The 26,252-nt window shown below is 55.3% G+C and carries 16 protein-coding genes and 1 pseudogene; 3 read left to right on the top strand and 14 right to left on the bottom strand.

Annotated elements, in window-relative coordinates; genetic code table 11:
- Nucleotides 1-46 precede the first annotated feature (46 nt).
- A complete protein-coding gene (locus JAO29_RS19615) occupies nt 47-1,294 on the bottom strand; it encodes a dipeptidase (protein ID WP_334269965.1) in 1,248 nt (415 codons plus the stop codon).
- Between the two features lie 213 nt (nt 1,295-1,507).
- On the opposite strand from JAO29_RS19615, the gene JAO29_RS19610 reads away from it, so the two are divergent.
- Together JAO29_RS19610 and JAO29_RS19605 are read left to right on the top strand one after the other, a co-directional pair.
- On the top strand, nt 1,508-2,719 hold the full coding sequence (locus tag JAO29_RS19610; protein ID WP_334269964.1) for a hypothetical protein: 1,212 nt from the start codon (nt 1,508-1,510) through the stop codon (nt 2,717-2,719).
- Complete coding sequence (locus JAO29_RS19605; RefSeq protein ID WP_334269963.1) at nt 2,719-4,116, top strand: hypothetical protein; 1,398 nt, start codon at nt 2,719-2,721, stop codon at nt 4,114-4,116. Before JAO29_RS19610 ends, JAO29_RS19605 begins: the two co-directional genes overlap by 1 nt.
- Before the next feature lie 415 nt (nt 4,117-4,531).
- Here the strand turns inward: JAO29_RS19605 and JAO29_RS19600 are convergent.
- The 6 genes and pseudogenes from JAO29_RS19600 to JAO29_RS19580 form a co-directional block, all read right to left on the bottom strand.
- A pseudogene (locus JAO29_RS19600) lies at nt 4,532-4,801 on the bottom strand (DUF1738 domain-containing protein); the annotation flags it as partial.
- Nucleotides 4,802-4,999: 198 nt separating this feature from the next.
- Nucleotides 5,000-5,269 carry a hypothetical protein gene (locus tag JAO29_RS19595; RefSeq protein WP_334269962.1) on the bottom strand — a complete coding sequence of 90 codons (270 nt, stop codon included), beginning with the start codon at nt 5,267-5,269 and terminating at the stop codon, nt 5,000-5,002.
- Between the two features lie 65 nt (nt 5,270-5,334).
- Entirely contained in the window at nt 5,335-5,502 is a 168-nt protein-coding gene (locus tag JAO29_RS23645; protein WP_442886444.1) for a helix-turn-helix domain-containing protein, read from the bottom strand.
- A 752-nt stretch (nt 5,503-6,254) separates the two neighbouring features.
- A complete protein-coding gene (locus JAO29_RS19590; RefSeq protein WP_334269961.1) occupies nt 6,255-7,337 on the bottom strand; it encodes a hypothetical protein in 1,083 nt (360 codons plus the stop codon).
- Between the two features lie 42 nt (nt 7,338-7,379).
- Nucleotides 7,380-10,706, bottom strand: a complete 3,327-nt coding sequence (locus tag JAO29_RS19585) for a galactose oxidase-like domain-containing protein (RefSeq protein WP_334269960.1) — start codon at nt 10,704-10,706, stop codon at nt 7,380-7,382.
- A gap of 77 nt (nt 10,707-10,783) precedes the next feature.
- Nucleotides 10,784-12,697: an alginate lyase family protein gene (locus tag JAO29_RS19580; protein ID WP_334269959.1), complete on the bottom strand. Its 1,914-nt coding sequence runs from the start codon at nt 12,695-12,697 to the stop codon at nt 10,784-10,786.
- A gap of 1,009 nt (nt 12,698-13,706) precedes the next feature.
- On the opposite strand from JAO29_RS19580, the gene JAO29_RS19575 reads away from it, so the two are divergent.
- Nucleotides 13,707-15,599 (top strand): choice-of-anchor Q domain-containing protein, encoded by a 1,893-nt coding sequence (locus JAO29_RS19575; protein WP_334269958.1) that lies wholly within the window; start codon nt 13,707-13,709, stop codon nt 15,597-15,599.
- Nucleotides 15,600-15,882: 283 nt separating this feature from the next.
- On the opposite strand, the gene JAO29_RS19570 is transcribed toward JAO29_RS19575, so the two are convergent.
- The 7 genes from JAO29_RS19570 to JAO29_RS19540 all read right to left on the bottom strand — a co-directional run bounded on the left by JAO29_RS19570 (nt 15,883) and on the right by JAO29_RS19540 (nt 26,232).
- The gene (locus JAO29_RS19570; RefSeq protein WP_334269957.1) at nt 15,883-16,992 is read right to left on the bottom strand and encodes a hypothetical protein; all 1,110 of its coding nucleotides are present in this window, start codon (nt 16,990-16,992) and stop codon (nt 15,883-15,885) included.
- Between the two features lie 228 nt (nt 16,993-17,220).
- Nucleotides 17,221-18,288, bottom strand: a complete 1,068-nt coding sequence (locus JAO29_RS19565; protein WP_334269956.1) for an NAD-dependent epimerase/dehydratase family protein — start codon at nt 18,286-18,288, stop codon at nt 17,221-17,223.
- A 136-nt stretch (nt 18,289-18,424) separates the two neighbouring features.
- Entirely contained in the window at nt 18,425-19,705 is a 1,281-nt protein-coding gene (locus JAO29_RS19560) for a hypothetical protein (RefSeq protein ID WP_334269955.1), read from the bottom strand.
- 60 nt (nt 19,706-19,765) lie between these two features.
- Nucleotides 19,766-21,694 carry an asparagine synthase (glutamine-hydrolyzing) gene (asnB, locus tag JAO29_RS19555; RefSeq protein ID WP_334269954.1) on the bottom strand — a complete coding sequence of 643 codons (1,929 nt, stop codon included), beginning with the start codon at nt 21,692-21,694 and terminating at the stop codon, nt 19,766-19,768.
- A 65-nt stretch (nt 21,695-21,759) separates the two neighbouring features.
- On the bottom strand, nt 21,760-23,409 hold the full coding sequence (locus JAO29_RS19550; RefSeq protein ID WP_334269953.1) for a Rieske 2Fe-2S domain-containing protein: 1,650 nt from the start codon (nt 23,407-23,409) through the stop codon (nt 21,760-21,762).
- A gap of 49 nt (nt 23,410-23,458) precedes the next feature.
- Nucleotides 23,459-24,697, bottom strand: a complete 1,239-nt coding sequence (locus JAO29_RS19545; RefSeq protein WP_334269952.1) for a lipopolysaccharide biosynthesis protein — start codon at nt 24,695-24,697, stop codon at nt 23,459-23,461.
- Nucleotides 24,698-24,843: 146 nt separating this feature from the next.
- Complete coding sequence (locus tag JAO29_RS19540; RefSeq protein ID WP_334269951.1) at nt 24,844-26,232, bottom strand: MBL fold metallo-hydrolase; 1,389 nt, start codon at nt 26,230-26,232, stop codon at nt 24,844-24,846.
- Nucleotides 26,233-26,252: the final 20 nt, after the last annotated feature.

The raw sequence follows: 26,252 nt of genomic DNA, 5'->3' as shown, positions 1-26,252 counted from the left end.
CGCAGTCGAAGGATCTGCGGTTGCGCCCGCAGGCACAATCGTTCCCTCAGGCCCCACTCACCGTCCTGAAGAACCGCAGCAGATTCCCGCCCCAGAACTTCCTGATCCGCTCCTCACCGTAGCCCCGCCGCAACATCGCATCGGTCACCATTGGCAGATCGCGAACATCCCGCATCCCACGCGCCAGCGTCGGTCCTCCGTCAAAATCCGTGCCGATCGCGACGTGATCTTCGCCCACCAGCTTGATGGCCTTGTCAACCACACCCACCCAGTCATCCACCTTCATCGCCACCGAATCCGGAACCGTGGCGCCCTTCATCGGATACGCGGATGCAACCAGCGCATCCACCTCGTAGATCGTCTTACCCTTCACCTGGTCGGGGATGCTTGCGGTATCGAAGAACGTCTTCCCTCGCTCCGCTGTAATCCACTTGTACTCGGGCAGGTAGTTGAACTCGCTTCCAATCTGGAAGCCGATCACGCCTCCCTTCGCTGCCAGCTTCTCCAGCAGATTGTCCGGCATGTTGCGCGGAATATTGTTCACCTGCCGCAGACCGTGATGCGTCGCAATGACCGGAACCTCGCTAGCATCGATCGCCTGCGAGATCGCATCGTCCGAAGCGTGAGACACGTTGATCATCATGCCCAGCCGGTTCATCTCCTTGATTACGGCCCGCCCATGCGCATTCAACCCATTCACCTTCGGCACCGAGCAGCACGAGTCCGCATAGTTCTGATCCCAGTTGTGCGCCGAAAGCTGCGCCGACCGCAGCCCTAGCCGGTGCATGTCCCGCAGCACTCCCAAATCTCCATCCAGGTCATAGCTGCCCTCGATGTCCAGCACCGCAGCCATCTTTCCCTTCGCCCGTATGCGCTCCACATCGTCCGCGTGCAGCGCCAGCTCGACCAGCTCTTTGTTCTCTTCCAGCTGCCGCCGTGCATGGTCCATCCGGCGCATCGCCTGCTTGGTCTCAAAGCGGCTCGGGTAGTACTCCTCAGGCACGAAGATCGACAGGAAGAACGCGCCCTCTCCGCCTTCCCGGGCACGCACCAGGTCCCACTGCCCATCGCTCTTACGCTCCCCCATGCTGCCGCCGTGATAAAACTCACGATCCAGCGCATGCACATGCCCGTCGAAGATGAACGCCCTCCGATGCACCTCGCGTGCCCGCTCCGAGATCGCAGGAGCACCCTGCTCTCCACCGCGCTGCGCCTGCATCTCACCACTCGCAATCGATCGCAGCGCCGCCGGTGCCACCGCACTATACCCAAGGAATCGTCGACGGCTCAGCACAGCCCTGCTCCATCATTGCGTACATCTCTCATCAGCAAACTCTTCTTCATCGTTGTCATGATTCGGAATCTTATACGATCTTCCGCGCTTGCTTTCTTTCCCTGCAGAGCGCAAAAGCAACAGCAGGGACATTTGACCTAGAACGAAATCCCTATCAGTCGATACCATTTCGCCAACGCGAATCTCAACGAACATCTGTCGTCAAGGAACATCATGGCTCCCAATGTGACATCAGGAAAACGCCTTCGCCTCGCAGGCGTAGTTACCGCGTATCGAAGATATCTCCATCCCCAGCACGTCATCGACCGCTTCCTTGACGGCTATGGATGGAACGGCGTCTACCACCGTCCCCCGATGGATCTCGTCTCGCTTTACGTCGATCAGCACGGCGAGGGAGACCTCTTTCAGGAGCGCGCCGACCGCCATCCCGAGATGAAGCTCTGCTCCTCTATCGAAGAGGCCCTCACCCTCGGCACCGGCAAGCTCGCCGTCGATGGTGTGGTCGTCGTCGCCGAGCACGGCGTCTACCCGCTGAGCCCCAACGGCATCATGATGCGCCCGCATTACGAGTTCTTCGAGAAGATCACGAACGTCTTCCGCTCCTCGGGCCGCTCCGTTCCCTACTTCAACGACAAAGAGCTCTCCTGGAACTGGGACTGGTCCAAGAAGATGGTCGACGTCTCTCGTGAGCTGAACTTCCCGCTCCAGGGCGGTTCCTCGCTCGCCGTCACCTGGAGACTTCCCTCCGTCGAGTTCCCCCTCGGCGCCGTCGCCAAAGAGGCTCTCTCCATCGGCTACGGAGGCATGACCAGCTATGACTTCCATGGCCTCGAGACCATTCAGTGCATGGTCGAGCGTCGCAAGGGCGGCGAGACCGGCGTCGAGTGGATCCAGACCTACCGCAAAGATGCCTTCTGGAAGGCCTACGAAGACAAAATCTGGTCTCATGAACTGATGCGCGCCGCGCTCAGCCGTAGCTTCACCATCCGCCCCGGCGCTCCCTCCTTCACCAACGACCTCCCCACCGTCGATCAGATGAAGGCCATGGTGCCCGATCCCGTCGCCTACCACTACCGCCATCGCGATGGCCTTCTCTGCACGATGATTCTGCTCTACGGCATGGTGCGCGACTTCACCTTCGCCGCCACGATCGAAGGCCAGTCCAAGCCCTTCTCCACCCAGATGTATCTCCCCATGCCCGACGGACGCACCACGCTCGCCAGCTTCTTCAGTCCGCTCGTCAACAATGCCGAGAAGATGTTCCTCACCCGTAAGGCCCAGTACCCCATCGAGCGAACCCTGCTCACCAGCGGCCTGCTCATCGCCGGCGTCGAGAGCGACAAAAAGGGTACGCGCCTTGAGACCCCAAATCTCGCCGCTGTCCAATATCAACCCAACCCCGAATCCACCTTTTGGAGGAGCTGATGCTGACACGTCGTCGTTTTCTGGGCAATTCCGCGCTGACCTCCTCCATGCTGGCCGTTCCTGAATGGGCTCGCTCCGCCTTCAGCCAGGAGAGGCTCGCTTCGTCCAACCCCATCCGCCTCGCCGTCCTCGGAAGCACCTATCGTCTCGGCTCGCACCTGCAAACCATCACCGACCGCTTCCTCATCGGCTATCCGTTCGACGGCGACTGGCACCTGCCCAACATCAAAATCGTCTCTCTCTACGTCGATGAGCACGCCCGTCAGCTCGAAGCCGGTCCAGGCGAGTTTGTGCTCTCCATGACCGGAGCCCCCCGGAGCAGATCGGCCAACCCATGGCCCGCCGAAGACCTCAGCCCCGCCCGCGCCAAGCAGTTCGGCTTTCGTCTCTGCCGCAACATTCCCGAGGCCCTTCGCGTTGGAGGCGATCGCATTGCGGTCGACGCCGTCCTCACTATCGTCGAGCAGTGCCCGCCCTATCCCTACCCCTCCAACGACAAGGACCAGGTCCTCCTCCCGCGCTTCGACTTCTTCGAGCAGTGCACCCAGGTCTTCGAGACCGAAAAGCACGCCGTCCCCTACTTCAACCACAAGCAGCTCTCCTTCAGCTTCGCCGAAGCCCACACCATGGTTGAGAAGGCAGATCGCCTCAAGATGCCGCTCCTGGCGGGCTCGTCGCTCCCCGTCACCTGGCGTCTCCCCGGCGTCGACGTCCCTCTCGGCGCACGCGTCAAAGAGGCTGTCATGGTCGGCGTCGGCACTCTCGACAACAATGACTTCGACGCCCTCGAAGCCATGCAGTCCATGCTCGAGCGCCGCAAAGGTGGAGAGACCGGCGTCAAAGCTGTGCAGATGCTCGAAGGCGATGACGTGTGGGCAGCCGCTAAGGCGGGGCGCTGGTCCAAAGACCTGCTCAGCTCCGCCCTCTCACGCAGCGACACGCCCATGGGCCTCAGCCCCCTCGACGGAAGGTGTCAGGACCTCACCCAGGACGACCTCCTCCCCCAGCTCGTCAAAGATCCCGCGGCCTACTGCATCGAGTACACCGACGGAACCCGCGCCACCATGCTCATGCTCAACGGCGCCGTCCAGGACTTCAACATCTCCATCCGGCTCCAAGGTCAGGACGAAGCTCAGAACGAGGACCAGAACATGGTCTCCACGCAATTCCTGAGACCTCTGCCCCCCAACGAGGCCTACTCCGCTTGCCTCGCCTCCAAGGTCGAAAGCCTGTACCAGACCCGCAAGGCACCCTATCCCATCCAGCGCGCCCTGCTCGTCACCGGCATGCTCGAGGCCTGCCTCAACTCGCGCCACCGCTTCGGACAGCGCATCGAAACACCCCACTTGGCAATCCAGTACCAGCCACCCGCCGAATCTCAGTACATCCAGATCTGATGAGAGCGAGTGCTCCGCTCAAGCTACCACTCCGAGCGGAGCCACGCTCACGTGTCATCCTGAGTAGACTTCAAACCGGGTCCACTAAATGAGGTCACCCTGAGCGAAGACAAACAGGTTTCGTGAATCTGTCATCTGGAGCCAAGTCCACTCCAGTTCTTTTGAGACGTGTCATCCTGATCGGGTGAGAAAGATTTTAGATTACTCATTTCATTGGCTCTAACTGGCACGAAATTGGCTGTGTAGGAACTGTGCAGGAGGATTGTGCAGATTTTGATCAAACCGCCGGAAGAGAGTTCGGGAGAAACCCGTAGGGTGTCTCCCGGGCCGCAAAAAAAATACAGACGGGAGCCTCTGCTTCCCGCCTGTCAGGTTTCCGAATCATTGAATTGTTACTTGATCGCAGGCAGGATTTTCATGCCGCTGCCTCTGCGAGTTCCTCAGTGGTAATTGCGCCTCCGATGGGCAGCTCCAATGCAGCAAGCATGAGAGCGGCGGTCTGCTGGATGGCTTCCAAGCTCTCGGCCAGCAACGAACCATTGCCGTGGTAAAGCTGGGTATCCTCCGCGGAGGAGGAACCCGTCACTAGCCCAACAGCCTTCCCGACAACAAACGCCAGCGCTTCGGCCTCTGTCTCGCGTACCGTCTCGGTGGTTACCGTGCGGCGTTCTGCATTGTGCAGGAGATTTATAGGGAAGGCGTTGCGGGAGGGAACCTCCCGCTAGAGGTGGGAGCGGAGAACTCGCAACGGGGTCGCTGCGCGCAGGAGACCTCCTCCGCAAGTTCGTCGATCTCGCTCACAAAATTGCTGTGATGTTCATGCAGCAAGGATACCGCTGCGTGTTGTGAGTTCATGGGCTCCCAACGAGGGCACAGGGCAGAGTCATTGCCGGTCCTTCACGAGGGACCGGAGGGACCCATGCACTGATTCCTTCACCGACTCCAGTTCCCCGTGGGTATCGCGGGCGAGATGCCTAATACCAAAACACGGCGAGCATGCCACCTCGATCAAGATCTCCGTCTCGTCATCGAACTCAATGGTCAGATAAATTTCGTGGGACTTTGGATAGGGTTCTGCCAGAGATAGTCGGCGGATTCGTCTTCCTGTAGCTTCGTCGATCACCAGCACGGCACGGTCGGACTTATTCCTCATTTTGCGTGCCCTCCGTCTCCAGCCAGGGCGGAGGACCTATCATGTCCTCCGCTCGCTTATACAAATCAAAGAATTCCACCCCTAAAGGCACGAGCCACTTGATCCAACCTCCGTATTAAATAGTTGGTGTGGAGTCGACTTGTCTCCAGCCGTTGAATCCATAGAACCGAAACCTGCGCCCGCTTCGCAAGCTCCCTTTGGCTCAAGCCCTCGTTTGTACGCGATTCACACACAGTCCCACCAAGACAGGGGTCATGTTCCTGTCTGTAGCGTTCGAAAGGCTTGACCGAAGCCTCTGAAGAGCCGTCTGGCCGAAAATCCAGCTTCAGAAAGCGTAGCCACACTCCAGGCGAAGAGTTTTGCGCTTTTCAAGCCGATGAAGGGAAATTGTCTTTAGGTGCGAACCATAGCAATTCAACTTCAGGTGCATCGGTTACGCATGCGATGCGGGACCCAGTGATCTGAGGTTTGAAGTTGCCATGCTGAGCGTCGAATTCTTCAGTTTCGCCCAACGAGCTTTTTGCGCTGCTACGATTCTCGCTCGGCCAGCTGGACTGAGCTTTCCACGTCCATTTCCAGATGCCGACTTGGTCGGCTTTGCCCTGACGTTGTTCGTGTGGTTAAGCCCCCCACTGGTCTCGGACCCGAAGAGGAGTTGTCTCGCTTGTTGAAGCCTAGAAATCTCGAGATCAATTTGTTCGATAATGCAGCTATTTGCCATGGAACCCTCCCCCATTCGTCATACCCTGCGAGCGGCTTTCCCGCGCACCGGCGGGAGCCTGCCTGTTCGGCGTATTCGCGTGATTTCGTTCGTCTGTCGGACAACGGATTCTCGCCTCCACACAGTTCCCACGGTATTTGTCAAATTTCTAGAAGAGCGAGATCTGAAATACCAGCCCCGTGTTGCACTGTGGTCTACCGGGAACACAGACAGCCTCGGCGCCTTGTCATCAGCATTTACATGATCCCGGCACCACCGGGGCGTCTAATGTCCATTTCCGACAGGCTTGAGCAAAAACGCATGAACTGGCCCAGCGTGATGTTGAGTATCATCCAGTTGCAATGCCTGGCTTCTGTCGATAGTAACGGCGCCTAAAGCTAGTATCAATCCTGCGTTGTTGATGGCTACAGCCGACGTAAGTACAAAACCGGAACTGGACGGAATAAGTGTATTGAGGTCGATAATTCCAGTGCCAGCCGACCAATAGAAGGCATGGCCCGACATCGAGGCCGTTGACGTGCCTACAACTTCGTCGCTGTTGTTTACGTCCAAAGCGCTGGTGGATTCGCCATTCAGTGTCCCGATGTTTTGCATACCAGCAGCCGCAGTCCAGAGAAACGCATGGGTAACATTCGGACCGATTGACGAGCCAATGATATCACCGGGATTATTGATCCTCAGCGCCTGACTGGTAATGTCACCCGGTAAGGTACCTAGATCCTTCATACCTCCGCCAGCTGTCCATACGAACGCATGCTTATCGCCAGTTGCCGTGGAGGCGGTGCCCACCACAACTCCTGCATTGTTGATGTCATACGCCTCGCTTGTGGTCCCTCCCGGCAGAGTTCCGAGACTTGTCATGGCAGTGTTCTTTTTCCAGAGAAACGCAACAGGATCATGCGCTCCACTGGAGTAGCCGACGACCTGGTCGGAATCATTGATGCCGAAGGCCCTGCTACAGTTGTCGTTAGGCAGGGCGCCAAGATCCTGCATTCCCTTTGAAGAATCCCAAAGAAACGCACGGATACTGGTTGCGGTGTTGGCCTCGCCAACAACGGCCCCCCTGGTATTGACGTCAGAGGCAGAGCTGTAGTCTCCACCTGGAAGTGTTCCGATATCGTTAAGTTTGCCACCGCTCAGAACAAAGGCATGTGTCTGAACACCGTACATCTTTCCTGATTGTCCAACCGCCTGTCCGGCCAAATTGAGCTTCGTTGGGATGGCGCTTCCCCCGGACAGTGCACCCAGGTCACTAACCGTATAGGACTGACCGCTGAGAGCCGGCCCTAGTGGAAGCAGCAGGATAACGGAAATAGCACGAAGGCAGTTTCGAATATGACTTTTCATGATCTTCTCCTTGCGAAGAGGTGGGTTCGCGAAGCTCCCACGTCAAGGTGTGATCTGGATGATGCGGGCTATCGATGGAACACCGTTGCTGTTTACCAGGAACAGCATGTAATGCCCTGGAGGCGCTACATTTGCGTTCGCAGGCGCAGTGATGTTCAGACCTCCGGTCGCCTGCACAAATTGCAGGTGATTCAATCGCTGGTTTTGATCGAAGGCATGAGTAACTGAACCCAGGCGGATCCATGTCACCTGCGAGATAGTCGCACCATCCGGCGTCCCGACGAGGAATGTCTGCCCGTACTTCACGCTGGAAGGAGCTGACGTTGTGGTTGGACGGGCTCCCTTGAAAAGATATGGAGGCGAGAAGATCTCAGCGCTGGCTCCAGTCTGCTCTCCACCAGCCGAGAGCACGCGACCGTCGGGCAGAAGGAGCGCTGTCGAATGATAGCCGCGATAGACGGTAACGCTGTCCATCGTAGTCCAATGACCAGTAGCAGGATCCCACATCTCGGCCGGGTAGATAGGAAGGTTTTGATTGTCGAACCCATAGCCGCCACTTCCTCCAGATGCGAGTACCTTTCCGTCTGGCAGAAGCGTGAGATTCAACTGGCGACGTGCAATCGACATAGGCGAAGTGAGTTGCCATGTGGGATTGGACGCATTCAGGTCGATGACCTCGGCGGTGTTTGTCGCGGCACCGGTCTCGCCGTCGCCGCCTGCGATCATCACCTTACCGTCGAAGTACACAGCTGAGCCGTAATCGCGAGTTCCCGAGTAGACAAATGTTCCCAGAGATGTCCATGTACCGGTTCCACTAGTATCCAGCAACCTCGAGGTTCTATCTGGCCCGGCGTTGAATACCTTTCCGCTGGGAGCAACAAACATCATCGGATACAGCGGCTGCATGAGTTGAGCACTCGTCAGGTTCCTGAACGTATTGGTGGCCGGGTGCCATACCTGCGGCAGCGTGTTGAAGTTACCGGTTGTCGTGTAACCGGAAACAACCAGAACGTCACCATTCGGGAGAGTAGTGTTCGTTGGATACCACCGCGGAGCGTTCATGTTGCTCGTCTGTGTCCAGGTATTGGAGGTCGGATCATAGACGGTGGTATAGATCAGTCCGTCACTCTGATTTCCGGCATGCCCCCCGGCGAGGAATAATCTTCCGTCTGCAAGAAATCCGTGACCCGAACAGAAGATGTTATAGGCCGCCTTCGGTGCCGCGGTAAATTGATTCGTCGTGGGATTCCAGAGATATGGGTTGTTGCCGTCCACGAAAGAAGGCCAGAACATCACGTTGCCATTAGGCAGAAGGTGTGTGTGCACAGCCATGAAGGGCCAGGTTTGCAACGGTCCCCATTGCCCTGTAGTAGCACCGGCTCCGGTCACGGTTACGCTGACCTGGCCCCAGTCGGTTGCTCCGGCAGCGCCGTGAGCAGTGAGTTTGTAGTTAGTAGTGGTAGTGGGTGAAACTACCTGAGACCCGTTCAACGGGACGGCGGTGCCGTTGAGGTCAGCGCTTGTGTCATTGGTCGTCGACCACGTCAACGTAGAACTCCCTCCTGCCGAGATGGTCGTCGGGTTCGCGCTAATGGAGGCAGTAGGAGAACCTGACACGATAGTAACTGTGGCTTGTGCCGATGCAGTTGTGCCCGAAGAACCCGTAGCAACGAAGGTGTAAGTAGTGGTTGAAGTGGGTGATACAGTCTGTGATCCATTTACAGCCACAGAGTTCCCATTCAGTTTAGCGCTCACTGCGTTACTGGACGACCAGGTCAGCGTAGAACTCCCTCCGGAAGTAATGGATGTGGGATTCGCGCTGATGTTGGCTGTCGGAGCACCACCTGAGCCTACGGTAACTGAAGTCTGGGCGGAGGTGGATGTTCCCGCAGAGTTGGTGGCTACTAACGTGTAAGTAGTCGTCGACGTGGGTGAAACAGTTTGCGACCCATTGACAGCTACTGGTGCTCCGTTGAGAGTCGCGCTCGCCGCATTGGTCGTTGCCCAGGTAAGAGTAGAGCTGCCGCCTGAGGAAATGGAAGTGGGACTCGCACTTATGGTTGCGGTCGTCACCTTTACCGTGGCCTGCCCCCAATCCGTATTACCAGCCGCGTTGTGTGCTGTGATGCGGTAGGTAGTCGTCGTAGTGGGTGACACCGACTGCGATCCGCTCAGCGGCACTGTTGTGCCATTCAGGTCGGCAGTGGTTGCGTTCTGGGTTGTCCAGTTCAGAGTGGAACTACCACCTGCGGCGATCAGGGTTGGACTCGCAGTAATACCTGCCCCTGGAGGCCCACTGGCCGCAGCTACTGTAACGGTGGCCTGAGAGGTCGCCGATGTGCCCGAGGAGCTGGTCGCGATGAATGTATAGCTGGTCGTTGAGGTCGGGGAGACAGTCTTAGTTCCGTTAACCGCAACTGAAGCTCCATTTAAGGTCGCGCTCGTCGCATTCGTCGAGCTCCAGGTGAGCGTGGAGCTACCACCTGTAGTTATAGAAGCGGGACTTGCTGCGATGCTAGCCGTCGGGGCAGACGAACCGACCGTGACGGTGGCCTGAGACGAAGCAGTCGCACCCGTAGAACTGGTTGCAATGAAAGTGTACGTCGTAGTTGCCGTGGGAGAGACGGTCTGAGACCCAGTGACTGCAACGGGCGAACCGTTCAGAGTCGCACTAACGGAGTTCGTCGAAGTCCAGGTAAGTGTGGAACTCCCCCCCGTCGTGATAGACGTAGGACTGGCGGTGATCCCAGCTGTCGGTGCTCCTGCAGCCACCGTGACTGTCGTCTGGCCCCAGTCAGTAGCTCCCGTAGAACTATGCGCGGTAATGCGATAGGTCGTGGTAGCAGTAGGTGATACCGATTGCGAACCATTCAAGGGAACGGTTGTGCCATTCAGATCCGCCGTCGTAGCGTTCTGGGTCGACCACGTCAATGTTGAACTACCACCGGAGGAGATGACGGTGGGACTTGCAGCGATGGAGGCTGCCGGAGGCCCACTGCTGGCAGCAACCGTGACGGTGGCCTGGCCCCAGTCAGTGGCGCCTGATGCGCTGTGAGCCGTGATGCGATAGGTGGTTGTCGAAGTGGGCGATACAGTTTGAGATCCACTCAATGCCACGGTCGTGCCATTGAGATCTGCACTCGCTGCGTTTTGTGTCGACCAGGTCAGGGTCGAAGTGCCACCAGCTGAGATGGAGGCCGGGCTTGCAATAATCCCAGCCGACGGAGCCTGTGCGTTGGCCGGGACGCAGATCGCTGCGATGCCCGTACACATGAACCAGCACGCCAAAAGCAGAATCCGAACACGCTCGTTCAGCCGCGGGCGCAGGTTGCGCTCCGAATCTGTTGAGTTCAACCCATCAGTTTTCATATTGTCTCTCTATGGCGGACAGGCTGGCGCGCAGGAGTCCGCAGTTCACCGGTCCTCACATCGACGCGAAGCTGGCGTCATTGCAGAGGTATTGAGATGTGATCGATTTCTATAATGGGACGATCTGCGGGACAGTTGATACTGATTGGCTTTGAGCCTTCCGGCACGAGAGCATAAACCAGCGTCTTAGGTAACATACCTTCCCACGTCCAATGAAGTACCGGTTGAGTCAGTCGAACGGCGAATCCGGGAGAATACCAGGCCTCGCCGCAAGTAATTGTGCCGTTGCCCGACACCAGAAGAAGATAGCGGGCGCCGTTAACTTCAAGAGCCCATAGCGGCACCATCGTCTGAAGGGGAGATGATTGGCCCGCGGAATATGGAATCAACCTGACCATAGGATGAAAATGAATGAACGATTCTATCGTGTGACCTCCCTTCCCCCGCAGGGTATCCACAAAGAACCATGAGTTATCCGCTCGCCGAATGATCGTACGCGAGTGCATAACGCCTAACCGTTCATAGCCCTTGTGAGTACCTCGTACAAACTGGCAACCCTCTACTTCGCCGCAGTGCATAGGGCCCACCACGGGTCGACGTCCAACTCGAAAACCCGCCCAGATTTCAGCCTGCTCCATTGCGTCCACCCGTACCGTGTTATGCGCAGCCGTTGAACGTTCGTAGTGACGCTCGGGGCTGATCTCGTAAGAGCTGACACCTGTATCGACGATGACCCGTTGCCCGTGAAGCGATAGCTCGTAGCTGAGGACATCAGCATGACCGTGCCCAGGCTGATAGTCTGGCCCAAGATCTCCGCAGTCGAAGATCAAACAACTATTCGAGGTCCGATCCCGAATAGCAGCGTACCCCGAGTCGCACATCCCATTCACTGTGACGTCACTCGATATGTTTACTTCAGTTTCTCCTGCATCTAGAAGGATCTCTGAAGTCGGTCGTGTGACACCAAACTGAGAATCGTTGAAGAGTGGAATCTCTCCGTCGGGATGTACAACCTCGTTGAGGTAGTACGCCATCCGGCTGATGTTACGAAGCACTTCTTCTCTACAGCCGGAAACCATCGAGGGGCGATGTTCAAGCAGATTTCTGACATCCACCAAATCATCAAGAAGCCATGCATGATACATAGGCGATCTTTCAACGTGACCTCCATCCGGAAGAATCTGCTCAGCCATCTGCTCCATAAGCAGTCGCTCGCCTAAGATCTGCCACCTTCTGCTCTCCGGTGCCTCCAGTAGCGCTCCGGCGAAGATCAGTGCTTTTGCATTCTTGAACAGATGATTGGCCAGGAGTTCTCTTTCCAGCCGGCTCTCAAGCAAAAGTATCTGGATGCGCAGGCTCCCCATCATCTGATCAACCTGTGCACCGTAACCTATCTCGTCTGCACGGATTGCATTACGAGCTAGGAACTTCAACCAATTGACAATGCGTAACGATAAAAAGAAGCGGCCCCACCCGAGCTCTGAACCAAGGCGGTTCTGATCCCGCCAACTCAAAGCTATGTCCACTGCTTTGTGCAGCAGATCAGAGTCGCAGGGTGCTGTAAGTTCAACATTCAAAAAGTCACAATAGTTTGCATGAAAGAATTGTCGTCTCCTGATTTCTTTAGCCCGCCACGATGTTCCCTTTTCATTTACGGTTTCCGGATCGAACTCAACACCGCCCAGATCGATGATTCGCCGCGCTACAGCAGGGCACCACTCTCTAATCGTTGGGGGGATGGGATGTGCGTGCAGGTTGATGCTTGCGTTTGGCCAATGTCGTAACTCCTTGCTACTCAATACCCGGTGCTTCAGGAGATAGTAAAGCTGCGAAGCTCGCAGGTGTTTAAGTGTTCGCCAGTAGCAAGCTATCGAAGCTTTCGTTATCGAAGGAGCAAACAGCGGAAGGCGTGTTGAATCCGCTCCATTATCAACAGGAGCAAACAAGTAGTCATTGCTCGTGTCGATTGATTCGTTGAGAACAGTCTTCATCTCGCCTCGTTGCAGAGCGTACTTAGAAGGGTTTGGCTGGACCCAGGCGTGCGCGTTTCGACTAACTTATTGATTACATTCACGCCTATTCCGAGAAGAAAAATGAACGGGTGAAAAATGTTGCAGAACGGGTGAAAAATGTTGCATATTGTATTAGGGACAACCGGACACCGCTGCGAACTACCGGTTAGTTCTTCGCCGTTATTCCCTTGGATAAATAATGTTTCTATCCTGAGAAATAACGACATCCGAACTTGGTCGATGAGGAATTAAGTTTCCTTGAATTTAATGATTCCTTTATTCCCACACTTTTCGTGGGGTGTAGTGCTGTTGGGTCCCGGGCTTGGTCAACTCAGGTTAGATACAAACAAATCTTTCAGCTTCACGAAAGGTTTTAAACCTCCCCAAGCTCCTGTTCGAATATGGTAGCTTTCCTTTCCCTAGGACTTCTACCAAGCGTATTCGAAGCAGGCACTCCCCGCACGCAAGGAGATAGCCATGCACTCATTCGCGGTTTCTTTTTCCGCAGCCTCAACCTCCCCTTCATCTCCCCACATGGAGACATCAGCTGTATGCGCTCCGGGATATCTACTCGGATGTCGAAGTAGTCGCACGCCCGTGCGATTTCCAAGCTAGTCACCTGACGACGCAATAATACGTTTCTGTTCATTCGCAGGTCAGCAAAGCCCTGTACCAGTTCTGGTCACAGTAGGATATCTACGGCTTGTTGAGCTTATCTGAGCAGATCGGCGCAATGCCGACCATGTTGGCTGCGCACATGTTTCAGGATAGCTACGCATCTGCTATTAGCCACTCATGATTCAGCCTTAACACAACTTGGCGGCCTCGGATCGCATAATGCCGACCATGTTCACAACCGCACGTCCCACTGACTAACTCGCGACGCTCCTCTGAAAATGGCCCTTGCCATTCGAGAGTCAAGCGCCGTTTCGTTCCCACTCGGCACACATGCCGACCAAACCTGCTTCATGCAGGCTTCAGGAGATTCATGCGCTTTAATATTCGTCCACTTTTTCATTTCCGGGCCATTTTTACAGCCGTTCTTACGTTTGCTTGTGTGTATTCCCCCATTGGGGTGGCTAAAGCACAGGCTCAGACTACTTACTATGTCTCTCCGAATGGCAGCGACTATAACAATGGATCTGCAAACTCCCCTTGGCAGACTCCTCAACATTCGAGCTCGGTTGCCCAGCCAGGCGATACCGTTGTCTTCATGGATGGAACCTATAACTTGAGCGCGGGCGGTGGAACCGGCGATTGGTTCATTCGCACAGGAGGAACAGCGGATCATAACGTGACTTACGTTGCTCAGCATAAGTGGGGGGCAAAGCTGGTTGGCCACGGCAGCGGCGACGGGACGACCGTCATCGGCATGGCTGGAGGCTACACAATCGTTAAAGACTTCGATATCACCGGTCCGAATGCCAACGGATTCAACCTCTCAACGAACGGAACGGCCGCTTCCTATAACCAGGCGGTAGGCAACTATATTCACGACATGGTGACACCGTGCGATGCCAATTCCGGGGCCGGTATTACGACCGGAAGCGGTGGCAACAACTACGCCGGTGTGGGGCATGAGTCGGCGATTGGAAACCTCATCGTAAATCTTGTTGCGGCGGGTGGTTGTCCAGGAGGGCATCAAGCATCCGGAATTGCCATGATGCTTCCCAATGGTGTGGTGGCGAATAACATTGTCATCAATTGCGGCGACGCCATCGAAGCCTGGCATGCGGCGACCAACACCGTATTTTACGGAAACGTGGTGCTGAACTCCGGTCGTGGCCTCAGCATGGGCGCGGGTGATGCGCCAGGAAACATCACCAATAACAACAGCCTTGTAGAGAACAACATCATCGTCAACGGCAGTGCTCCAGCGATCATTGAAACCGGCGGCACCGGGACCAATAATGTCTACAAAAACAACTTGGTCTATGGTGGCAACACGTCGATTCAGCTGAGCAACGGTCTCAAAGCGACGGGCACGATCGTTGCGAATCCGATGTTTGCCAACAATACGGGCACCGCATCTGGTGACTATCACCTTCAATCGAACTCTCCCGCTCGTGGCGCAGGGCTTGCGTGGGCTGGCGTAGCCACCGATTTCGATGGGAACGCACGCCCGCAATCTGGAACAACAGATATTGGTGCATATGTATCGAGCACGAGCAACACCACACCGACAGCTACCATCACCGCAAGTCCGTCGTCCCTGTCTTATGGCGGCGGCAGCTCTACTATTTCGTGGAACACGACAAACGCGACAAGTGCCAAGCTAAACGGCTCAGCTGTCGGCCCTAATTCCTCGATGTCGGTTACTCCGATGGCCACTACCACCTACACGTTGGAAGCAACTTCTGCCTCAGGCGAGACAACGACTAAGGCTACTACCGTGACAGTCTCAGCCTCTGGTCCTGTCTCAGCTGGAATCACGGCAAGTCCGACAAGCGTCGTCTCCGGCAATCCAACGACCCTTACGTGGTCCTCCCAAAATGCTGCGACTGGCTCTTTGAATGGATCTGCGGTGCCCGTGAATGGTTCGCAGGTCGTTCGACCAACGACCACTACAACCTATCGCTTCACTGCCACTGATTCATCGGGTAAGGCCGATTGGGGCCAGGTGACTGTGAACGTCACTGCAGCCTCCAGCGGTCCCGTAGCAGCTGGTGCCATTGCAAACCCATCATCTATCAGCCAGGGACAGTCCTCTGTCATCACCTGGACAACACGCAACGCAACGAGTGCGTCACTGAACGGCTCCGCAGTTCCGCTCAACGGCTCGCTCACGGTCAAGCCAACTTCGACGACAACCTACCGACTCACCGCCACTGGAGCGAACGGAACGACGGATTGGGGCTCTACAACCGTCACTGTTAAGTAGATGAGAGAGGGGGTGGGATTCCGCCACCCCCTTTTCTCAGATGCACCTTATGAAAGATCCAGCCGAGGCACCAGGCTGAGTTGCATCGCCGGTGACGTAGCTCTTTCTGTTCAGCTCCATACCCACCTCTGCTTCACTTCGCAACTACCCGCACATTGCTAGAGCACCTGCGCCGCCTCCCAGCGTCAGGGTCCCACTGACACAGTAACCGCTCCCCAATCTGTGACACCTGTAGGACTGTTCGCGACCACTCTATAAGTAGTGCTCACTTTTGGCTCCACTTTTAAGGAGCGGCGAGTGGTACTGGTTCTCCATTCAGGTATGCGCTTACAGCATTCTTCGTAGTCCAGCTTAAGATGACGGATTGCCCGCGTCGCACTGAAGCTGTGTCTGCGCGGATACCGGCGGCAGGACGGATCGCAACCGCAGTCGTATGACCAACATTATCTGCGCCTATTACCGCTCTCAGGGCGTCGACTGGCACGTGGTCCCATCTTGCTGGTGAATTTGCTTGCAGGCTGTAGTTTCCAGTGGCAGTCCCAGTATTGTTGATGAATTGCGGGTCCGCGTTTACCGTACCCCGTGCGATCAACTCATTGTTGAGATCAATGGTTGTATTGCCTCCATAGATGAGGTTATCAATGTATCGATTGTGCTTGCCGGTCTTCCCCGTCTCAGCTATCGCAAGACTCTTGCTATGGACGATTATGTTGTGCTGTACAAGAGTGTAGTCATTGATCACTCCATGAGGCGCATCCCCGGCCCCAACGGTTATGGAGCGAAGATTATCTATAAGCGTATTCCCGACGATCGCGACGTTTCTGGCGGCATGCCAACATTGGATCCCATATCCCGCGTTGATCACGATATTATCGGCGATCACTGAATATGGAGTTTGCGCGAACAACCCACTCGCTTGATGCCCCCCAGGACAGCCGCCGTAGGGCGTGATATTGACGACCAGATTCCCAATCATGTCATTGTGAGAGATGCCGATGTAGTTGTCTCCTGCACCAGATTCGATCGCGGTACCGCTATCGGAGTTACAAGGAACCACAAAACCGTGGACATAGTTACCTATCGCCTGATTGTGATTTGCAATAGAACCGGAGTAAGCGAGGATAATCCCATTTGCATCAGTCCCTGTAACGTCCAGGTCTTGGATGACGGTATAACCGCCGCTCAGACCAATCACCGCGGATCCAGCTCCAGAACCAATGCCAACTATCTTCGCCCTCCGCTTATTCTCAGCTCGGTAGGTGATAGGATGGCCGGGAGTTCCGCTGGATTTCAAGATGATGTCCCCGCGATAGATCCCATCGAGAATGATCACCAGATCACCGGGCTTTGCAACCGCATCGGCGTGCTGAAGAGTTGCCCACGCTCTGCTCACGGTGCCTTCGTAGCTATCGTTGCCTCTGGGTCCCACATAATGCACTGCACTCGGTAACTGACGATGAGAGTCCTCCTGAGATGTCACGCGCACCTCCGCATGCACATCCGACCGGCTTTGCCCCATCATCATCCAAAGAAACGATAAAGCAACCACCAACGTTGCTGTCCGAGAATTCTTCTTGACAAGACTGGAGTCCACTCGGTCACTCCTTATATAGGGGACTGTTTACGCCGCACTCCCCACAAGCCCAGATACTGGCGACGGCGCTCTGTATCCATTCGTACCCATCTTACTGATCAACTGACGCGTCATCTTTTCGTTGATGTACAGCGAGTCCGCTATATTGATGCCGTTCGCTTCCGACATCCTCTCGCGGATCTCCGCTATGCCCTGCGGAACAGAGAACTCCGTCTTGTAGTCGAGAGCCTGCGCGATCTTCGAGAAATCGACATCGTAATCTCGCATATCAGTCATATTTGGTACGACGTTGACTCGAGCAGATGGGATCTCTGAACAGACGAACTCTGCAATGTCCAGAATCCGGTGATTGTTCATATCTGCGCCAACATTAAAAATGTTGTTCGCCACGAGCGGTAGGTCCGTCGACAAGACGCTCGCGAATGCACGCGCAGCGTCCTTCACGTGCAAGAAGGGTCGACGTTGACCTCCACCACAGATCTCCAGGGTTTCACCTTTACAGGCTCTTGCCGTCAGGACATTCACGACCAAATCGAACCGCATGCGATTAGACCAGCCGAACAAGGTTGCAAGCCGGAGAATGGTCGGATTGAAGGAATCGTCCGCCATCGAACGCAGCGCTTTTTCGCAGACGAGCTTGTCCTGCGCGTAAAACGACAACGGGTTGGTAGCAGATTCTTCCGTAAGGTGCGTGAGATCGTCAGAACGCCCATAGACACTGCAGCTGGAAGCAAAGACGAATCTTCTAATTCCCAGCCATTTGCAGATGCCAGCTATCGTCACGGTACTGCGGTAGTTGCAGCCGTAGGTCAGACCGGCGTCGAGACTACAAGCCGGGTCGCCTACCAGGCCGGCAACCCAGATCACCGCCTGGCATCCCTTCAATAGGGGTAATACCTCGTCAGGATGAAGCGCATCTACCTGCTCGCTGCTGAAGCCGGGATGTGCGCGCAGATTTTTGAGGGCGTCATCACCGAACCAGTGCGTGTCGATGGAACTCACCTCGTACCCTAGCTTTAGTAAGTGAGCACACAATGTGCTCCCTAGGTAACCTGCGCCGCCTATAACAGCAACGCGCGTGATTGCTTGTGTCATGATCGTTCTCCTCCAGAACTCGGGGAGGCTGCACACTCGACCTGGCCGGCCGAATATCTGCGCCTCTCGATTCGAACTTCTTTGGATAACTTTCGCAATTGCGATGAGATGGGGATCATCGCTTTGGAGTAGCTTCCTACCCTTCATGCATGGTCGGAGGCATAAGGTAAATGAGCAACATCGCCAACCCAATGCCATTTGTCAGCAGCGCAGTCAGCAGCCCGGTATTCGCGAGAGCGAACGCGGGTAGTCCAATCGCCAAGGCAGCGAGACGTCTATCACAGCGGGATGCCAGAGAGTCGTACAGCCAAAGAACAATTGCCAGGAGTACAGAGAACAGAAAGATACCCACGTAGCCAAAGTTTGCGTATGCATCGGCCCATAGATTCGCGTTCGATTCCATCGACGCGCTGTGAAAATAGGTCGATGCAATGAGATACGGAGGCTCTACAGCATAGGGATAATTAACGAACGACTTGAAGATGCTATGGCCTAATTGCGCGTGAGGATGTATGGAAAAGAACTCGTAGTAATACCCTGTGAGCAATCCCGGCAGCGCAGTCATTCGTACGTTTACTAGAGCAGCAGGAGTCAACGCGTAACCCAGATACTGCAGAGCGCCAGCACCCGCAAAGATGGCCGTCCAGGTCGAAATCAACTTAGTTCCAAATGAACTCTCTGATCGCATCGCCCAAAGAAGGTATACCAGGAGATACACAGAGAAGAACATGGACCGGAAGCCGGTGATGGAGTAGATCGCGAATTGCGCTACAACTCCCAAGGCAACCCACGACAACCGATGCCATCTTAGGCCCACCGCCATGACAAGCGGATTGATCACCCAGGCTTGCCAGCTGATTGCATATGCCACTACGCCGGGCGCTCGATCCAACGTGCTTTGATACTGGGCACGCACAGAATAGATATCTTCAAGAGAGACGAAATGAAAATTGAATCCAAAGCTTGCCACCAGGAGCGCATAAAACGTTGCGCTCAAGAGAATCAGAATAACCCCGAATTCATAGTTTCGCAGGCGTGCTCTGGGCAGTGGCAGGAGTGGGACGCGATAGCCTATCCCCGCAAGGCCGAACATCGCCACAACGAACATCGATAGCAGAACAGGCCCACTGGACTGGTCCTCAAGTCCCCAGATCGCCACTAAACACGTGGGGACCACGACTAGTAGGTACAGAACCCAATATAGAACCTGTGACGGGCGCGTCAGCCTCACAGGCAGCCACAGCGCTGGTAACACGGCCAGCACTCCGGCACTAACCGCTCGAATCAAGGTTGCTCGCGAACGAAATCCCTCATACCCCCACACTGGGACGATGACCAGTTGATACACAACTCTGAACACCACAACGTAGAGCGCACACCCAAGCACCACCCCTATTCGGGATTGAGCCAGAGCCATCGGCTCTGTATGGCTCCTCCTCATTGTCATCGGCATGGTGTCAGCTAGGTCATGCATAGCTCACGTCCCCACATACTCAATCTGTGATTCTCCAGACCACCGGATGACATTCAACCACCGCCATACGCGACTATCGAACGGCCTCTGGCCGCTAGCTATCTCGCCCCATTGATCTCTTATGCTGGCCAGATCCAGAAATGGGAGAGACGATGCAACGTCGCTTGCCAATGTGGTCTGCACCCAACCGTCGACAGCATTCAGCCATTCCTTCTCCGGAGTAGCGAACCCTATCTTGTCCCGCCGATCCAGAATGCTGTCAGGAACAATTCCTCTCATGGCGCGACGGAAGATCGCCTTAGTAGTTCCATCGCGGCTGATTATGTACTCTTCAGGAATCGAGAGCATGAACTCCGCAAGCTGCGGAGTGAGGAAAGGCACCCGACTCTCGATAGAGAATGCCATCGAGTTTCGATCCTCATAGCGAAGCAGGTGAGGCAGGCTCGTTACAAACAGAGTGCGAATCAATGTATGCCTTAACACTTCCGGATCCGGGCAATAGTTGACGTTGCTGGGATCCACCCCATGCCTGTTGAACCAGGATGCCTTAACCCATTTCGGTGTCAGCTCCTTGGCGATCAGGGCACGCAAGGGCGCCTGAAGCGACTTTGGAACGAGGTAGTCGGCACTGCACAATATCAGCCAGAGCGCATCTGAGTTAGGTCCGCGGGATGCTCCCCGCAGCAATCGGACAAGATCCGTGAACTTGCGTTGTCGTATCAATGATGCCAATCGTGCGCTCACGCAATATCTGTACCCCCCCAACAGCTCGTCAGCCCCTTGACCATCGAGCATCACTTTGATTCCACGTTCCCGTGCCAGCTGAAAGACACGGAACTGTGCATACACACTGGTGCTGCCAAAGGGTTCCTGTTGAGCCTTGAGGAGCGCATCAAGATCCCGAGCGAGATCAGCAGGACGCACCCGTACTTTATGCACCTGCGCTCGCGTTGCCTTTCCGACGATGTCTATCCACTTCTCCTCGCTGAGGCGGGAGTTCTCTGCGATATAACTGATGGCGTGAATGTCAAGGTCGGGCTCCACTTTCCGCATGCAAGCAACAATCGAAGACGAATCGATTCCTCCTGATAGCGCTGTACCGATGGGAACATCGCTCCTCAAATGCAGCCGAATACTCTCGAGAAAGAGATGGCGTAATTCTTCGGCAGCGTCTTCGAAGGATATTTTGATGGCTGGTTGCAATTTTGGGCGCCAGTAACAAATGGGATGCTCGACACTCGGCTCATCAATCGAAAACTCAAGATAATGGGCAGCCGGAAGTTGTTGGAAGCCCTTTAGCAATGTGGCCGATCCATGGTCGGAGAGGCCGTGTCGTAGATACAAAAGAAGGTTGTGTGGGTCAATGCTCCGCTTCACATCCGCCAACTGGAATAGCGTGTTCAGTTCTGATGCAAACGCAACCCCATCAGGTGACTCGCAGTAGTACAAGGGTTTGATCCCGAAAAAGTCTCTTGCTAATAAAACACGCCGTTGGCGCACGTCCAACAATGCAAATGCAAACATCCCCGTAAACCGTGGAAGAGCTTGCGTGCCCCACTCCTCGTAGGCTGCAAGTAACACCTCGGTGTCGGACTGCGATTCAAACCGCTGGCCGAGCTCTTCCAGCTCTTTCCGGAGCTCAACGTAGTTATAAATTTCGCCGTTGTAAACAATGTAATAGCGCCCATCTCTCCCCATCGGTTGCCATCCAGCCCTGCTCAGATCGAGGATGGACAAACGCCGGTGCAGAAGCATGACTTCGCCGGATTGATTGGCCTCATTTCGATCACGACCGAGGCGCACTTGGCCTCGCGAATAGACGAGCCACCCCTGATCATCGGGGCCACGATGTTGGAGCGAGTCTAATACCGCCGCAATCCGACCGCTTGCCCTGCTCGATGATCGGGTAATACACCCAGCGATGCCGCACATATCCTGACGCTCTCCAAGAGTTCCTGATAATGATGGCCGGTAAGCTATAGATACACGCGTTGTAATTACGAAACGCTCTTCCCAGTGACTGGTCGCTGCGTATCGACTATGGTCTGCAATATGGACGAGTCGACCACGTCTGCACGTTCTGCTCTCTCATCGGATGAGAGGCATACAGCACCGACGTCGCTGGCATTCGTTGTACATAAGCCACCACGAAATAGATCGAACTGCCAGCGGTGCCGAGGGCAGGTCAGAAAGCGGCCTTGATCAACCCAACCGCAGGCTAGATCGCCGCCTTGATGGGGGCAATAACGTCGAACTGAGAAAGTTTGCCCCTGCGCTTCGACAAGGATCCGTTCCTCCTGAGATTCAATCTGGAGCAACAGGTCACAATACCGGCCGAGATCATGCGCCTCCATGATCAGGAATGCATGCAGCACTGGATCGTATACGTCCGGGTTTCGTTTCAGGCGAGTGCGAAATGTCAACGAGAACTCCTCCCACGTGAGTTCACCTGCAAGAACCTTCGCTATCTGCCACGCAGGCGCGCTGATCTCGTAATAATTTATCTCGTTGTTGAGCACCGCCGGTTCTACCGTTCGACGCGCAAAGTCGACCCTCAACAACCATCGGCCGGAGCTGCCCACCTGGAAATAGAGCGGCACCTTTACCCGCTCGGCCAGCGTCAACGCTGAAAGCTTCCGTTCAAGCTCGCGATGTAGAGCCGCCATGGTCTGTTCTTCGTTAACTTTTTCCTGCTGGGCGCCCCGCTCCCTGAAATACTCGGCGTAGGAAGCCGCGTATTCCGAAATGTACTTCAGCGCCGTCTCTTCAGTGATCCGCTCCGAGCCCTGCGCGGTGATCTCGCACGAGGATGCATCTAGAACGTCTCCAGGCATCATCTCCGGCATGAGCATCGGTGGGTGCCGCAGGCGAACCTTCAGGTAGTTGATGAACTTCGGAGCTCTGGGGAAGATGTTAATGGGTTCGGTATTTAGGTGAAATATCAGCGGATCCAGGAAGCACACCGGGCCAGCCGAAGGAATATAGACGTCAGGACTAAGGAGCTCGATGGCTTTGGCTACGGATTCAAACTTAGCCAGGGACTTCTTAGAAGACATCGCTTCGTAGCTGGCGATCGGATACTCGTAACACGTCGGGTGCCAGGTCGCTCCGGAGAACTGACACGCAAATACTTTTATGCTCCCCTCCTCACGAACCACCTGATGTAGCATATCGAACAACTTGCAATCGTTCATATTCAGAAAGGTCGTATTGTCGGCCTTCACAAGAACTGCCGAATCCCTGTTCGCCCGCGAATCATCGACATAGAATTTGAGCGAACCGCCTGGGATACTAACTTCCTGCCTGTGTTTGAAGAAGACGATTTCTTTGCACTCATATCCCTCAAAATGCTCCATAAGTGCCGAGCGGCCGAACTCCGGAACCAGCAGTGTGAACCTCCTGACCGGCAGGCTCTTCAGAAATGTGATGTCGAAGTGATCTTGATGCTCGTGGCTGACATAGACATAGAGCGCACGCCGTTGATCGCGCAGCTTCTCATATACGAGCGGTCCAAGATGATGATTGCGTGGCAGCTGAAACCAAGATGAATCGAACGCGCCGGTTTCTGACAGCCAGGGATCCATGATGACGGCTGCATCGGCTGTTTCTACAATGAAACCTGCATGTCCCAGGTAGGTAATCTGCATGATCCCACATCTCCTTGTTGTCTATGAGGCCATCCCCGGAGATCGCCCGCTATCCATGCGCCTCGCACTCACGTCCGGGTGTCGCCCTGTTTATGATCCCGACCAGGATGAGGTAGTAGATAACGTAAGCTACCGCATTGATCAGGGAGAATGCCCACACGGTTCTACCGAGGCTCCAGCCGGCACGAAATGAGACCATTACGACCGACAACATGCCCAGGAGAATCACAATGTCGTAGACCAGTTTCATCTCCTGTCCACTCAGCACGAAGACGAGTCTACTAAGAGGACTCACTACGAACTGCGTCAAGAACCAGGGTGTGGAAAGCGCCGCTAATGTGCCCGCCCTCGCCCACTGGACTCCAAAGATCATCCGAAACAACGAATCGCCGAAGCCTGCAAGAAGCACCGTGGGCACTATGCCGATCAAGAACAGCCAGAGACTGGTGCGCTTGAAGAGTCGCCGCATCTCGCTTGGATTATCCCTGGCACAGATAGCAAGGCTGCTGTGAAATGTATCCGCCACGCTTGTTGCGATCAGACCCAGCGGCACCGCGAGCACCCTTTGTACCAGCGCAAAATAGCCGCCCGCCTCAATGCCGTACAGCTTCACAAGGAGCGGAACAGGAAGGTTGGCCACCAGCGTATCTATAAACGTGGATGGCAAGGAGTACACAATCAGCTTCCGATTAGCATTCAGCGTGTGCAATAAATCGTGCATTCTGAGGCCAACGAGCAGTTCGGAAATCTGCTTCCACGATTCTCTAAACAGATGCACCAGCCCGGCCGCTCGCCCTATCAGTTCACCGAACATCAGTGCAGCTGGGCCTGCTGAAATTGTCCCAAACACAACCTGGGCTATTGCGCGGGAAGTGTGTTGCCAGACGGTGGTCTTCGCGATAACTGCGAATCTCCCCTGACGGATCACCCAATAGCGCAAGGCCGTGAACACACCGATCAGCGTCAGCGCCCCGACCGCGAGGAGGACCGAGAACAGAGGCAGGGTACCGTAACCGAGCAGTGAGGATCGAACTGCTAGATACAAAATCCCGCCACTCAAGAGACTCATCGGTACTGTCAGCAACACGGATGCATAAGTCAACTGCGCTGCTTCGGCTTCGCTCGTGGCAGATACAATTCCAAGCTCGTATTTCAGCGAGATACCAACAGATGCGACACCAATAAAACTTGTAAATAGTGCCAACTGACCAAAGGCTGGTGCCTGATAGATGCGCGTGAGTAGCGGCGCAGCCAGCATGCTGAAGGCTTGAGCAGCCGCTGTTCCCATAGTGAGCAATGCCGCACTTCTTGCGAATCCGCCTGATCCTGTTCGCAGGAGAAGCTTGCGAACACGGCCCTCTGCCTCCTTAGGGGAAGCTTCTGCACTCGGTCCAGGCCTCGAGATGGAAGATAGAGGTGGCATGTTTGGATCCACTAAGTCCTGGCGCGGCAATCCGATCCTTTAGGTCGGCCCTCTGCTCCTGTCAGCGTGGCCGGCGCCATCTGCCGACCTTCGGCGGCCCTACTCTCCCCTGGCCCAGGGAACCACTTTTGCAATACGCGATCCCACACCTCGTGCCTCTTCGCCCAGAGAAACTCCATCGTTCGTAGCGTCTGGTGCGCATTGTCGAAACGAACACATTCTGTGGACAGAAGGTTGAGATAAAAGGCCAAACGATTCGTCGCTCTGTAGTCACGGTCCAAATACATACCGGACACCTCCAATGCTCCCCACCCCCAGCTATAGGCAAAGGCATACCATGCAACTTGACTGCACATGATGTATCTAGCTGCAGCGACCGTATCTTCAGTACCGGCCAGTATCTGGCACACGCCTGCAGGATCGACCACCAGCACTTGGTTGCAATCGTGAAGATAGATCGAAAAGGGCTGAATCTTGCCGATAAGGAAGCGGCCAAATCGCCCCCGCACTGCTCTCAAGGTTCGATTTACTGATTGCTCGATAGTAGCTACTGGGACTGACGCCGGTGTCGGGTCAATTACCTTCGGCATAGCCAGATCAGTCATGTATCTGAGAACTGCGTCTTCAGAATTGAATCGCCTCTCATGTGAATCCCACTCATCCCCTGGATACATGAAGTTCACACCGGGCAGGTTTAGCTCAGCTATCCGCTGAGGCGATATCGAAAACGTGTTCATCCAACTGTTTTCCTGATTGCAGAAGTAGATGAAACTCGCGAAAGGGATCGTTATTTCCGGGTGAAGAAACTTTACTCGAAACTGCAGGTCGCTTACCTTGCGCTCGGCTTCCCCGAGCTCGTCGGCGTGATTTCCGATCCAGTTCGCAAACGAGAACTGAGTAAGCAAAATCGTTACGTCGCCGACATGCTTGGCAATCCACGCCAGATGACCTGGGCTTATCACGCAGTCATTCAGGTTGAGAACGGTCATTCCCTCCGCCCGAACGGCAATCCAGGAATCCATCGATCCCGCAGAACCACACATTACCTCTATCCCACCGCGCAACCGCTGCCACTTGTGCAACGTGAGTTCGTTGACAGTGGCATAACCCAGTCCCCTAAGGACCTTCGGAATACGCTCCGACGCGTGCTTCTGATACAGCATAGTCAGATGCGACCGCTGTTCTGCGGTGAGGCTCTTGAGCGTTGGGAAGTGGAGATGATCTGGATGCTGGTGTGAGATCCATACATAGTCGATGTCCTCCCACGGAACAGGCGCCGCAGGACTCAACAAAGCCCATCCTTGGTTAAAGGCCTTCCCAAACAACCATGGATCGCATAGAAGCGTAGTGCCATTACTCTCAATACTGAAGCTCGCGTGGCTCACAAATCTGATCTTCATCGCCTTTTCCTAAAGCATGG

It is taken from the genome of Edaphobacter sp. HDX4 (assembly GCF_036877565.1).
GTDB lineage: Bacteria > Acidobacteriota > Terriglobia > Terriglobales > Acidobacteriaceae > Edaphobacter.
Note: the sequence above shows the minus strand (reverse complement) of the source record. Positions and strands in the feature narration are given on the sequence as shown.